Annotated in this window: 6 protein-coding genes; 3 read left to right on the forward strand and 3 right to left on the reverse strand. The window is 70.9% G+C overall.

The window, feature by feature from the left end:
* Window positions 1-20: 20 nt before the first annotated feature.
* The 3 genes from AC07NX_RS09770 (at window position 21) to AC07NX_RS09780 (ending at window position 8326) form a co-directional block, all read left to right on the forward strand.
* A complete protein-coding gene (locus AC07NX_RS09770) occupies window positions 21-1463 on the forward strand; it encodes a Y-family DNA polymerase (protein WP_494641615.1) in 1443 nt (480 codons plus the stop codon).
* Between the two features lie 135 nt (window positions 1464-1598).
* The gene (locus AC07NX_RS09775; RefSeq protein WP_494641331.1) at window positions 1599-4979 is read left to right on the forward strand and encodes an error-prone DNA polymerase; all 3381 of its coding nucleotides are present in this window, start codon (window positions 1599-1601) and stop codon (window positions 4977-4979) included.
* 680 nt (window positions 4980-5659) lie between these two features.
* On the forward strand, window positions 5660-8326 hold the full coding sequence (locus AC07NX_RS09780) for a TonB-dependent receptor plug domain-containing protein (RefSeq protein ID WP_494641333.1): 2667 nt from the start codon (window positions 5660-5662) through the stop codon (window positions 8324-8326).
* Window positions 8327-8625: 299 nt separating this feature from the next.
* Here the strand turns inward: AC07NX_RS09780 and AC07NX_RS09785 are convergent, their stop codons facing one another.
* From AC07NX_RS09785 to AC07NX_RS09795, 3 genes are all read right to left on the reverse strand, one after another.
* Entirely contained in the window at window positions 8626-10449 is a 1824-nt protein-coding gene (locus AC07NX_RS09785) for a response regulator (protein ID WP_494641335.1), read from the reverse strand.
* Window positions 10450-10583: 134 nt separating this feature from the next.
* Window positions 10584-12533 carry a polysaccharide biosynthesis protein gene (locus tag AC07NX_RS09790; RefSeq protein WP_494641337.1) on the reverse strand — a complete coding sequence of 650 codons (1950 nt, stop codon included), beginning with the start codon at window positions 12531-12533 and terminating at the stop codon, window positions 10584-10586.
* A gap of 84 nt (window positions 12534-12617) precedes the next feature.
* On the reverse strand, window positions 12618-13853 hold the full coding sequence (locus tag AC07NX_RS09795; RefSeq protein ID WP_494641340.1) for a molybdopterin molybdotransferase MoeA: 1236 nt from the start codon (window positions 13851-13853) through the stop codon (window positions 12618-12620).
* Window positions 13854-13985 lie beyond the last annotated feature (132 nt).

Consider the following 13985-nt stretch of genomic DNA (forward strand, 5'->3'; position numbering starts at 1 on the left):
GGCCGCCCCCGCCGCTGGCCCTGGTCGCCGCCGAGGGCGGGACCCGGCGCCTGGCCGCCGTCGACGACGCGGCCGCGGCCCTGGGCCTGTACGTCGGCCAGAAGGCCGCCGACGCCGCGGCCCTGGTTCCGGATCTGGTCACCGCCGACCACGATCCCGACGGCGACCGCGCGGCGCTGGAGATCCTCTGCGACTGGTGCGTGCGCTTCTCGCCGGCCGTGGCCCTGGACGGGCTGGACGGGCTGTTCCTCGACGTCGAGGGGGTCTCGCACCTGTGGGGCGGCGAGGCGGCCATGCTGGACGACCTGCTGGCCCGGCTGGCGCGCTGGGGCGCGCCGGCCCGAGGGGCGATCGCCGACACTCCCGGCGCGGCCTGGGCCCTGGCCCGCTACGGCCCCGACCGCACGATCACCCCCCTTGGCGCCCCGCCCGGCGGCCAGGCGGCGCTGCTGGCGCCCCTGCCGGTGGCGGCCCTGCGGCTGGACGAGGCGGCCCAGGCCCAGTTGCCGCGCCTGGGCCTGTTCCAGGTCGGCCAGCTGATGGCCCTGCCGCGCGCCCAGCTGGCCCGGCGGTTCGGGCTTTCCACGGTGATGCGCCTCGACCAGGCCCTGGGCGCGGCCCGCGAGGCCCTGGTGTTCCGTCGTCCCGCCACCCCGTGGTTCGACCGCCTGGCCTTCTTCGAGCCGATCAGCGCCCTGTCCGACCTGGAGCGGGTCACCGGCGACATCTGCGCCCTGCTGTGCGCCCGGCTGGAGGTCGAGGGGCGGGGCGCGCGGCGGTTCGAGCTGGTCTTTCACCGCCTCGACGGCAAGGCCATGCCGGTCGCGGCCGGCCTGTCGCGCCCCGGCCGCGACGCCGCCCGCGTCGCCAAGCTGCTGAAGCCGAAGCTGGACACGGTCGACCCGGGCTTCGGGATCGAGGTCGTCACCCTGTGGGCCGCCGAGGTCGAGCCGCTGTCGAGCGCGCAGCCCGGCCTGGACGCCGACGGCGGCGTGGGCCTGGAGGAGGGCCTGGCGCCGCTGGTCGACCGGCTGGTCAACCGCCTGGGCGAGGACCGGGTGTGGCGGGCCGACCCGCACCAGAGTCACGTGCCGGAACGTTCCGTGGTTCGCCGCGCCCCGCTGGATTCCCAGCCCGAGGACGCCTGGGATCCGGACCGCCCCCGGCCGACCCGCCTGCTGCGCCGTCCCGAGGCGATCGAGGTGGTGGCCAAGCTGCCCGACGACCCGCCGGTCCGCTTCACCTGGCGCGGCCGGTCGCGCCGCGTGCGCCTGGCCGAGGGGCCCGAACGGATCGGCCAGGAATGGTGGCGCAAGGCCTTCGACGAGGTCGGGCCGGGCAAGGTGCGCGACTATTACCGGGTGGAGGACGAGACGGGCGAGCGGTTCTGGATCTTCCGGGCCGGGCTGTACGGCGACGGGGAGAAGCTCCCGAAGTGGTGGTTGCATGGCTTGTTCGGGTAACCGCGCACTTGCCCCCTACGGACCGCTTCGCGGTCGTCTTCCCCCAGAGGGGGAAGAGCGCTCCGGCGCGAAGGCTCCGCCCCCTATGGGGGCGGACAGGCCGCGTAGCGGCCAGGTGGGGGCAAGTATGCGCCCATGAAGACCCCCGCCTACGCCGAGCTCCAGGCCACCACCAACTTCTCCTTCCTGCGCGGGGCCTCCCACGCCCAGGAGCTGATGCTGACCGGCCAGGCCCTGGGCCTGGGCGCCGTGGGCGTCGTCGACCGCAACAGCCTGGCCGGGGTGGTGCGAGCCTGGACGGCGGCCAAGGACCTGGACATCCGCGCCCTGACCGGCTGCCGGCTGGACTTCATGGACGGCGCGCCCAGCCTGCTGGTCTACCCCTCCGACCGCGAGGCCTTCGCCCGCCTGACCCGCCTGCTGACCGTGGGCCAGCGCCGGGCCGAGAAGGGTGAGTGCCATCTGTCCTGGAAGGACTTTCTCGACCATGCCGACGGCCAGCTGGCCCTGATCGTGCCGCCGGCCCGGCTGGACGAGGCCTTCGAGGCCGACCTGGCCCGCATCGCCGGCGAGCTGCGCGGCCGGGTCTGGCTGGCCGCCAGCCGGGCCTACGCCGCCCAGGACCTCAAGCGCCTGGCGCGGCTGGACGACCTGACCCGCGCCGCCCGCGCCCCGATGGTCGCCACCAACGACGTGCTCTATCACGGCCCCGAGCGGCGGCCGCTGCAGGACGTGATGACCTGCATCCGCGAGGGCTGCACGATCGCCGAGGCGGGCTTCCGCCTCGAGGCCAACGCCGAGCGCCACCTCAAGACCCCGGCCGAGATGGCCCGGCTGTTCGAGCGCTGGCCCCAGGCGGTGGAGCGCACGATCGAGATCGTCGAGCGCATCGGCTTCGACCTTTCGCACCTGAAGGAGCAGTACCCGGACGAACCCGTGCCGCCCGGCAAGACGGCGATGGAGCACCTGACGGATCTGGCCTGGAAGGGCGCGGCCTGGCGCTATCCCGGCGGGGTTCCGCCCAAGGTCCAGGACAACCTCCGCACGGAGCTGGGCCTGATCGCCAGGATGGACTACCCCAACTACTTCATCACCGTGCACGACATCGTCCAGGAAGCGCGGGAGATGGGCATCCTGTGCCAGGGGCGCGGCTCGGCCGCCAATTCCTCGGTCTGCTACTGCCTGGGGGTGACGGCGATCGACCCCATGGAGCACCGGCTGCTGTTCACCCGCTTCATCTCCGAGAACCGCGGCGAACCGCCCGACATCGACGTCGACTTCGAGCACGAGCGGCGCGAGGACGTCATGCAGTACGTCTACAGGCGCTATGGCCGGGACTACGCCGCCATCTGCGGCACGGTGATCCACTACCGCCCGCGCAGCGCCATCCGCGACGTCGGCAAGGCCCTGGGCCTGACCGAGGACATCACCGCCGTCCTGGCCAACACCGTCTGGGGCAGCTGGGGCGACGGCCTGCCCGACGAGCACATCCGCCAGACGGGGCTGGACCCGAAGAACCCGCAGATCGCCCGCGCCATCGCCCTGGCCACCGAGCTGCTGCAGCACCCGCGCCACCTGTCGCAGCACGTGGGCGGCTTCGTGCTGACCAAGCGGCGGCTGGACGAGACCGTGCCGATCGGCAACGCGGCGATGAAGGACCGCACCTTCATCGAGTGGGACAAGGACGACATCGACAGCCTGGGCCTGATGAAGGTCGACGTGCTGGCCCTGGGCATGCTGACCGCCATCCAGCGGGCGTTCGGCATGCTGCGGGCCGACCACGGCCTGCCGATCGTCGACCTGGCCGACGTGCCCGTCGAGGTGAAGGGCGTCTACGACATGCTGTCGGCCGCCGACAGCGTGGGCGTGTTCCAGGTCGAGAGCCGGGCCCAGATGTCGATGCTGCCCCGGCTGCGGCCCAACCGGTTCTACGACCTGGTCATCGAGGTGGCGATCGTCCGGCCGGGGCCGATCCAGGGCGACATGGTCCATCCCTACCTGCGGCGGCGCAACGGCCAGGAGCCGGTCGAGTTTCCCGCCCCGTCGCCCGAGCACGGCCCGCCCGACGAGCTGCGCAGCATCCTGGGCAACACCTTCGGCGTGCCGCTGTTCCAGGAGCAGGCCATGAGCCTGGCCATCGAGGCCGCCAAGTTCACGCCCGACGAGGCCGACGGCCTGCGCAAGGCCATGGCCACCTTCAAGCACGACGGCGACCCGGGCCAGTACCGCGACAAGTTCGTCGAGGGCATGGTCTCGCGCGGCTACGAACGCGACTTCGCCACCCGCTGCTTCAAGCAGATCGAGGGCTTCGGCTCGTACGGCTTTCCGGAAAGCCACGCGGCCAGCTTCGCCAAGCTGGTCTATGTCTCGGCCTGGATCAAATGGGCCTGGCCGGACGTGTTCTGCGCGGCCCTGATCAATTCCCAGCCGATGGGTTTCTACCAGCCGGCCCAGCTGGTGCGCGACGCCCGCGAGCACGGCGTCGAGGTGCGGGCCCCGGACGTGCTGATGAGCGACTGGGACTGCACGCTGGAAACCAGAGCGCCTTCCTCCCCGGGGGCGCGAAGCGGAACGGGGGAGGGGGACCACGACGTGGTGGAGGGGGCGTCCGGCGGGCAAGGCGTCGCCAGGACGCCCCCTCCGTCACGATGCGTATCCGTATCGCGCGACCTCCCCCGTTTCACGGGGGAGGAGCGGCGGATCGCCCCCGACAAGCTCTTCAACGAAGACACCCGCCCCTTCTGGAAGGCCGTCCGCCTGGGCCTGCGGCAGATCAAGGGTCTCAAGGAAGACGACGCCGAGATCATCACGAAGGCCCGCGCCGACGGGGCCCGCGCCCCGGCCGACTTCGCCCGGGCCGGGGTCTCGCAGCGCGGGCTGGAGCTGCTGGCCGAGGCCGACGCCTTCGCCTCCACGGGCCTCTCCCGCCGCGACGCCCTGTGGGCGGTCAAGGGGCTGAAGGGCGAGGCCAGGGTCGACAGCCAGGCGCCGCTGCTGGCCGGCCTGCCGCTGTTCGAGGACGCCGTCGCCCTGCCGGCCATGGCCCTGCCCCAGCGGGTGGCCGAGGACTACCGCACCACCAGCCTGTCGCTGAAGGCCCATCCGCTGCGGTTCTTTCGGCCGATGCTGGACCGGCTGGACGTCACGCCCGCCGAGCGGCTGAAGGGCGTCCGCGACGGCCGCAAGGTCTCGGTCGGCGGGCTGGTGCTGATCCGCCAGCGGCCGGGCACCGCCAAGGGCGTGGTGTTCCTGACCCTGGAGGACGAGACGGGCGTGGCCAACGCCGTGGTCTGGAAGGACTGCTTCGACGCCCACCGCCGCACGGTGATGAGCGCCTCGTTCCTGGTCGTCCACGGCAAGGTCCAGGCCGCCGACGGGGTGATCCATGTGGTCGCCGAGGGGTTCACCGACCTGTCGGCGCAGCTGGCGCGGATGAAGGACGACCCCGAGGCCCCGGCCCCCACGGTGCGGATGCGGACGTCCGGGCGGCTGCAGAGAAGCCGGGATTTCCATTGAACGGCCGATCGTGGGTCGCCCTTGGCCTTAGCTGGACCTGCGATCTCCGCCGGCGCGATGACGGGTTTTGACTCGTCTTTTCCCTTCAGAGCGTCCGCTTTCGGGCGGCCGATGGACGACAACAAGTCCGATCCTGTGAACGGGAAAAGCTGGCGCGACCCGGCCGCTAATGCAGACCGTAGGATTGGCGGAGAAGGGGGCGACGGGCGTCGCCGGGCGCCAATGCAGAGGTGGAGCTGCGCGCTTGAACCTTTCCCCATCCGCCGCTTGATACTCTCCGAACACCTTCCTTTGCTGCTGGCGTCACTGTCCTTAGGCCCGCCGGCTCAGCGCACAGGTCGAAGCCAGGCCTCGGGCCAAGGTGACGCCGCGATTTGCTCGGACTTGCTCACACACGTCCGGCCGAGTTTCTGAATCCCGAGAGCTGTCCCGCGAACATCGCGGTCCTGCACAAAAAAGCATGGCAGGCGCCGCGCAATGGTGCAGCCAGAGCCGAGAAGGTCGTCCTTCCGTTCGAGTTACGGGCGTCGCTATTGCAGATGTTTCGGGTCTGACGAACTGTTTCGGCGCGGCAAAAGTCGTCAATGAGTCTTGATTCAAGAACAAAAAAGAAACGTTCGTTACGGGAAGCCCCATCAAAAATGATCAAACGCGCGACTATAGCGCTACGAGGGGTATTTATGACTAAGCTTTCAAGAAATATTCTGCTGTCCGGAATCTCGACTCTTTCGATCTTTCTAACCTGCGCGGGCACGGCCAGCGCCGCCGACCAGCCGCTCCAGACCGCGGAGACCGCTCCGACAGAACTGGACACCGTCATCGTGCTCGGCACGCGTAGAACCGACCGGTCAGTGGTGGATTCGCCGTCTCCGATCGACGTCTTCGGTGGGGAAGAGCTCAGCCGCCAACCGGCCGCCGACATGCTGGACGTGGTCAAGAACCTCGTTCCGTCGTTCTACGTCCCGCAGAACACCATCTCCGACGCCTCGACCTTCGTGCGCGCCCCGTCATTGCGCGGTCTCGGCGCCGACCAGGTGCTCGTGATGATCAACGGCAAGCGCTACAATCGCTCCGCCCTGGTCCAGGTGGTTACGGGCGGTGACACCGCCCTGTCGCTCGGCGCCCAGGCCGTCGACCTTTCGATGATCCCGTCGATCGCCGTCAAGAACCTGCAGATCCTGCGCGACGGCGCGACCGCCCAATACGGTTCCGACGCCATCGGCGGCGTCATCAACTACGGCCTTCGCGACGCCGACAGCGGCTTCGAGGCCCAGGCGCGCTACGGCCAGACCTATAGCGGCGACGGCGAGAGCTATCAGTTCGCCGCCAACGCCGGTTTCAAGCTGTTCGACTCCGGCTTCGTCAATATTTCGGGCGAGTATTTCGACGACGGCGAAACCAGCCGCGGCGCCACCCGGCCCATCGCGGCGGTTTTCGCGGCGGCCAATCCCAACCTCGCGGGGCAACTGCCCAACTATCCCGGCCCGGCGCAGATCTGGGGCTCGTCGCCGACCAACGGCTACAAGCTGTTCCTCAACTCCGCCTACGAGGTCAGCGACAACGCCACCATCTACGTGACGGCCAATCTCGGGCATCGCGAAGCCGATCAGAGCTTCAACTATCGCTCGCCGATCTCGGCGCCGACGCCGCTGGTGATCGACAACGGCACCGGTACGCCGGCCACGGGCTCGCCGGGGCGCAACGGGGCCTTCGCTCCGATCTATCTGACGGCCTGTCCGACCGGCAATCCCACCTGCCCTACGGGCGGCTTCGTCAAGGACAGCAACACCTTCAGCTTCACGTCGGTTTATCCGGCGGGCTTCACCCCGCGCTTCCAGGGCGTGGTCGAACAATTCTACGGCACGGCGGGCGTCAAGGGTGAGGCCGACAACGGCCTGACCTACGATCTGTCGGCGACCGTGGCGAAGAACTCGCTCGACCTGGCGATGACCAAGTCGCTCAACGGCTCCTTCGGGCCGACCAGCCAGAAAGAATTCAAGTTCGGCAAGCTGATCCAGCGCGAAACCAACCTGAACCTGGACCTGACCTATCCGATCGAAGTCGGCTTCGCGAGCCCGGTCACCCTGTCGGGCGGCGCGGAGTATCGGCACGAGGAGTATGAAGCCACCGCCGGCGACCTGCAGTCCTACGCCGCGGGCCCCTACGCCGTGCAGCCGCTTTACGTACAGGTCTCGCCCGGCGTCTACACCCGATCGATCGTGAACGGCGCGCCCGAGACGGCGTCGCAGTCGCCCGGCGCCAGCGGCTATGGCGGCACCAGCCCGGCGTCGGCCAAGACATCGACCCAGAGCAACTACGGCGTATATCTCGGCGCCGAGACCGACGTCACGGAGGCCTTCACGGTGGGCGTCGCCGGACGCTACGAGGACTACGACACCTTCGGCGACACCCTGGTCGGCAAGGTGAACGCCCTCTATCGGGTGTCGGACATGTTCTCCGTCCGCGGAACCGTCGGCACCGGCTTCCACGCCCCGTCGCCTGGGCAAAGCAACACCGAAATCCTGACCACCGCCTTCGCGCCGGGCGGCGAGCAGGTTCAGACCGGCACCTATCCGGTGACTAGCGCCATCGCGCAGTATTTCGGCGCCAAGACCCTGACGCCTGAAGAGTCCACCAACTACGGCGTCGGGTTCATCTTCAACCCGATCAGCAACTTCACGCTCACCGTCGACGGCTATCTGATCAAGGTGAAGGACCGCATCAGCATCACCAGCACGTTCGATGTCGATGCGGCCGACATCGCCGCCCAGCCCGCGCTCGCCGCGGTCGGGGTCGGCGGCGCCGTGGCCTATTTCACCAATGGTTTCGACACCGAGACCAAGGGCGTCGACGCCGTCGCCACCTATCGCACCGAACTGCTGGACAATCCGCTGAGCCTCACGCTCGCCTACAGCTACAACAAGAGCGAAGTCACCAAGTCCGACCCGGTGGCCATCGGCGCGGATCGGATCTTCGACATCGAGAACATCACGCCGAAACACCGCGCCAACGCCTCGGCGAGCTACGAGATCGCCGGCTTCCTGATCAATGCCCGCGGGAACTACTACAGCAGCTGGCGGACGAACCAGGACTATCCGGGCCAGAAGTTCGGCTCGAAGATCACGGCCGACCTCGACGTGAGCTACACGGTCGCCGAAAAGTACACAGTCACCGTCGGCGCCAACAATCTCTTCGACGAATATCCGGACAAGCTCGCTCCGACCACGGCCAACCCGATCTACGCCCTGACCGGCAGCACGGCCGACGGTCAGATCTATCCGCGCTCGGGCGGCCCGTTCGGCATGAACGGCGGCTTCTGGTACGCGCGCCTCAAGGTGAAATACTAGAGCCCTCGAACCCCCTGACCCCCGGGAGCAGTCTCTGCCCACGCGAGCGCCGTCCAGACAATGTCTGGGCGGCGTTTCAGCGTCTGGGCGGCGTTTCAGCGCGACCGGCGAGAGCGGCTGGTCAGAGGATGCCGCGCAGACGAATTCTGTCGGCACGTCGCTTCCAATTGCCTGCATGGCGCCACCAAATCTAGCAGACTGAAGGGCTTTAGAGGCCTTTCTGAAGGTCGTGTTCCTGGAGCGGGCGAGAGACCGCTACTGGCCCAAAACGACCGCCATCGCGGATCATTGATCCGGTCCTAGGCCGTCGTCCGCTTTTCATTCGCGGTCCCCGCCCCCGCCTTCGCCTCCGCCACCCCGGCCAGCAGGGCGAACAGGGCCGCCGTGTCGATCGGCTTGCGCAGGACGCCGTCGGCGCCGTCGGCCCGGTAGCGGGCGACGTCGTCGTCGAAGACGTTGGCGGTCAGCATCCAGATCGGCGTGCGTGGGCGGGGCTCGGCGGCCGAGGTCTCCAACTGGCGGATCCGCGCCACGGCCGCCACCCCGTCCAGCACCGGCATGTTGACGTCCATCAGCACCAGGTCGAAGGCCTCGGCCCGCCAGGCGTCGATCGCCCGGGCGCCGTCCTCGGCGAACACCAGCTCGACCGGCGAGGCGGCCAGCAGGGCGGCCAGCACCCGGCGGTTGGCGGGATTGTCCTCGGCCGCCAGCACCCGGATCGGGCCGGCCACGGCGGGCTCCGCCCCGGCGTCCTCGGCCGGGGGCGACAGGACCGGCGCCTCGAAGGCGAACCAGAAGACCGCGCCGCGCCGGGGCCCCTTGCCGGGCGGGCCGTCGTCCTCGGGAACGTCCTCCACCCCGATCTCGCCGCCCATCAGGGCCAGGTTGGCGGCGCAGATCGACAGGCCCAGCCCGCTGCCGCCCAGGCTCTTGCCGCGCTCGGTCTGGTCGAAGGCGTCGAACATCCGCGGGCGGTCTTCCGGCGGCACCGGGGCGCCGCTGTCGCGGACCTCGACCAGGGCGGTCAGTGTCTGGTCCTTGACCATGCCGGCCAGCCGCACCGCCACCGCGCCGCCCGACGGCGAGGCCTTCAGGCCGTTGGAGACCAGGTTGACCAGGGTCTGCTCCAGCTTGGCCTCGTCGGCCAGCACGCCGTAGGCCAGGTCGGGATCGGCGTCCTCGAAGCTCAGCAGCACGCCGACGGCCTGGGCGTGGGCGTTCCACACCCGCACTACCGTGCGGATCAGGCGGCGCAGGTCGACCGCCGTCAAGGTCAGCGCCGCCTGGCCGGCCTGGACCTTGGTCAGGTCCAGCACCGTGTCGAGCAGGCGGGTCAGCTGGGCGCCGCCCTCCAGCACGCCCTGGGCCAGGTCGGCCTGGATGGGGGTCAGGAAGGTGTCGCGGCGCAGGGCGTGGGCGAAGCCGAGCACGGCGTTGAGCGGGGTGCGGATCTCGTGGCTGGCGACGGCCAGCAGGTCGGACTTGGCGCGGCTGGCGGCCTTGGCTTCGGCCACGGCCTCGGTGAGGTCGGCGTTCTTGCGGGCCAGGTCGCGCAGGGCCTGGGCCAGGGCGCGGTCGGTGGCCTGCTGGCGCCAGGTGGCGGTCAGGACGGCGACGACGAACAGCAGCATGGCCGCGCCGTAGTGGTTGGCCGCCAGCGGCGTGTGGCGGTCGAACCCGATCCACAGCAGCGTCGCCACCGGCGGCGCCACGGCGGTGACGTAGCTGATCTTGCCGGTGTGCACGCGCAGGGCGGCGAACAGCAGCACGCAGATGGCCAGCAGGGCGGCCTCCAGCCGCACGATCGGCTGGCCGATCAGCCGGATCTTCACGGCCAGGGCGCAGGCGTTGACCGACAGCAGGAAGACCAGGCCGATCGACTGCCAGCGCAGCCGACGGAAGGCCTTGACCGGATCGGGATGGCGCAGGGCCGCCTCGGTGGCCAGGAACAGGGCGGCGTAGATGCCAAGCTCGACCAGGCCGAACAGCGTCATGCGCATCGGGGTGTAGATCGCCAGCAGGCCCACGAACAGGGCGACCAGGACCAGGCGGGCGCGGACGATCCCGCGCGTGTATCGAACGAACCCGTCCAGGCGGGTGACGTCCACCGTCTGTTCGAACATCCCGGTTCCCGTCGACGCTTACTGTTGTCCCAAAAAGTGGGACGGCTCACCACGGCAAGCGTGGCGAGACAAAGCACGAGAGGCCGATTCGGGCTCGCCCGCTCGCCTTATAGGCGATCTTGAGCGAGTTCTATTTAGGCCTGAGTCCGGGCCGCGGCGAATTTGTCCCGGGTCTCGCCGGTCGGCGCTCTTCCGGCGGCCGCGGGGACGGGCGATACGGTTCGCAGCCCCTCGACCAGGGCGAACAGCCGCTCGCGAACGACGGCCTCGTCGCCGGCCAGGGCGGCGGCTTCCAGGGCGGCCAGGGCCGCGGGCGGGATCGGCGGCAGGGGCGTGACGGGCGCGGCCTCGGTGACCCCCTCGGCCTTGGGGCGGGCGGTCTCGTTGACGTCGACCAGGGCCTCGGTCAGCTTCTCGCCAGGGCGCAGGCCGGTGATCTTGATCTCGATGTCGCGCCCGGGAACCAGGCCCTGCAGTTCGATCATCCGCCGGGCCAGGTCGATGATCTTGACCGGTTCGCCCATCTCCAGGGTCAGGACGCCGGTCGGGGGCTCCCGGTCGCCGGCCGACAGGGCCACGGCCCGCAGCACCAGCTGCACGGCCTCGGGAATGGTCATGAAATAGCGCTCGACCTCGGCGTCGGTCAGGGTGACCGGCCCGCCGCGGGCGATCTGGTGCTGGAAGATCGGCACCACCGACCCGGCCGAGCCCAGCACGTTGCCGAACCGCACGACGCTGACCCGGAGGCCGGTTCCCTTCGCATCGAGCCCGCCCGCGAACTGCCGGACCACGGCCTCGGCCACGCGCTTGGTCGCGCCCATCACGCTGGCCGGGGCCACGGCCTTGTCGGTGGAGATCAGCGCCAGGTGGGCCGCGCCGCAGGCCTTGGCGGCGGCGGCGACGTTGCGGCTGCCCAGCACGTTGGTGCGCACGCCCTCGCAGGGATGGTTCTCGACCAGGGTCACGTGCTTGAGAGCGGCGGCGTGGAAGACGATCTCCGGCCTTTCCGCGGCGAACACCTGGTCCAGCCGGGCGGCGTCGCGCACGTCGCACAGCACGTCGCGGCGCGGCAGCCCGGGCCAGGCCTCGCCCAGCTCGCGGTCGATGTGGAACAGATTGGCCTCGGCGGCGTCCAGCAGGGTCAGCCGGGCGGGGCCGCTGGCGGCGATCTGGCGGGCCAGCTCGGAGCCGATGCTGCCGCCGGCCCCGGTGACCAGCACCCGCCGGTCGGCCACCAGGGCGCGGACCGGTTCGGGATCCAGCCGCACAGGCGCGCGGCTGAGCAACTCCTCGAGGCTGATCTCGCGCAGGGCGGCCGCCCCTCCGGGGCCGTGGGCGGCCATGTCGACCAGGCCCTGGCGACGCAGCAGGCGCACGCCCTCGGTCTTCAGACGGCCCAGGCGCTCGGCTCCGAAGGCGCTGAGCGGGCCGTCGGTCAGGAACAGCAGGGCCGACGGCTGCAGGCCGCCGTCGCGCAGCTGGGCCATGACCGCGTCGAAGTCGTCGATGGCGCCCAGGATGCACACCCCGCCCAGCTCGTCGCCGGTCTCGCGGGCCTGCGGGGTCAGGACGCCGACCGGGGCGTAGCGCTCGCCCAGGGCGGCGGGGGCGCGCAGGAAGGCCTCGGCCTCGTTGGCCGAGCCGACGATCAGCAGGCGCGGCAGGGCCGGTGAGGCGGGGGCGGGGCGCAGGCGGGTCAGGGCGTCGACCAGCGCCTTCTCGTGCACGGCGCGGCGGACGATCCGCAATCCGGCCAGCAGAGCGGTCTGCAGCAGGAAGGCGACGGCCAGGGTGCGCAGCCCGCCCGGCTGGCGCACCTCGGCCAGGCGGGCCACCAGGGCGAAGGTCAGGACCGACAGCAGGGCCGAGCGCGCCAGGCGCAGGCCGTCGCTGGCCGCGAAGAACCGCCAGGGCGAGCGCTCGACCCGGAACAGGACCTCGACCGCCAGGGCCGCGCCGGCGAACAGGGCGGCCAGGACCAGGGCGGAGGCGTCGGGCAGGGTTCCGGCGGCCAGGACCTGGGCCAGCAGCATGGCCGCGAAGGCCAGCACCATGTGCGCCGCGATCTTGCCCATACGACCCATGAACGCTACTCCCGCCGCGGTCGCCGCGAACCGCCTCGCCCGGGACTTAGCACGCTCCGCGTGCGGCGTCGCCAATTGAGGCGATCAGCCCCGCGCCAGCGGCAGCAGCTGGACCACGTCCCCCGCGCCCGCCGCCCCGGCGCCGGCCGGCCGCAGGACCAGGCAGTCGGCGCGGGAGAACACGCCGATCAGCGAGGAATCCTGGTCGGGAAAGGGGGTGACCCGGACCCGGCCGTCGGGGTCGACGGCGCGGGCGGCGCGCATCCAGTGCTCGCGGGGGCCGTTGGCGGGCAGGGGGGCGGCCAGGGCGCCGGCCTCGATCGCCAGGGCCGGATCGGCGCCGGTCAGGGCGGCCAGCAGCGGCCGAAGGAACAGTTCGGCGCAGACCAGGGCCGAGGCCGGGTTGCCGGGCAGGCCCAGGACGCGTCGGCCTCCCACGCCGTCGGCCTCCAGGGTTCCGAACCAGGTCGGCTTGCCGGGGCGCACGGCGACGGTCTGGACGCGCAAGGCCAGACCCAGGGCGGCCAGGGCCGGCTTGACCAGGTCATGGTCGCCGACCGAGGCGCCGCCGACCGTGACCAGCAGGTCGAACTGGGCCTCGGCGACGGCGCGGGCGATGGCGTCCCGGTCGTCGGCCTGGGCCTTCAGCCGCGTCGCCTGGCCGCCCCAGGCCTCGACCAGCGCCGCCAGGGCGAAGGAGCCCGACTCGAAGATCTGGTCGGGGGCGGGCACGTAGCCGGGCGGGACCAACTCGTCGCCGGTGGCCAGGATGGCGACGCGCGGCCGGATCGCGACGTCCAGGCTGGGCCAGCCCGCCGCGGCGGCCAGGGCCAGTCGCCAGGCGTCCAGGCGCGCGCCTTCGGCCAGCAGGAGGTCGCCGGAGCGGAAGTCGCCGCCGGCCGGGCGGATGTTGCCGGGCGGCGGGTCGCGGTCGATCGTGAAGGCCACCGTCTCGCCGTCGCGCGCGGCGTTCTCCTGGATCACCACCAGGTCGGCGCCCGGCGGCACGGGGGCGCCGGTGAAGATCCGCACCGCCTGGCCGGCCTCGACGGGGCGAGCATAGGCTTGGCCCGCTGCGCTTTCGCCGGCGATCCGGAAGCGGACCCCGGGAGCCAGGTCGGCGCGGCGGATCGCCCAGCCGTCCATGGCCGAGGCGGCGAACGGCGGCTGGTCGCGATCGGCGACAACCGGGGCGGCCAGCACCCGGCCCAGGGCCTTGGCCAGCGGGACCTCCTCGACGCCCAGCCGCGCGGCGCCGGCCAGCATGCGGCCGCGCGCCGCCTCGACGGTCAGGTTCTTCAATTGAAGCTCGTCGCCCACACGCGCACTCCCGCTAGAGCCTTTTAGCCTCACATGGAATCATGTGAGGCGTCTAAAAAGGCTCTAAATCAAACATTTAGAGCGTGGCAGGCGCCGAAACCGCTCCACACTTTCGGCTGCCACGCTCTAGCA

This window comes from Caulobacter sp. GW821-FHT09A05, from assembly GCF_059418465.1.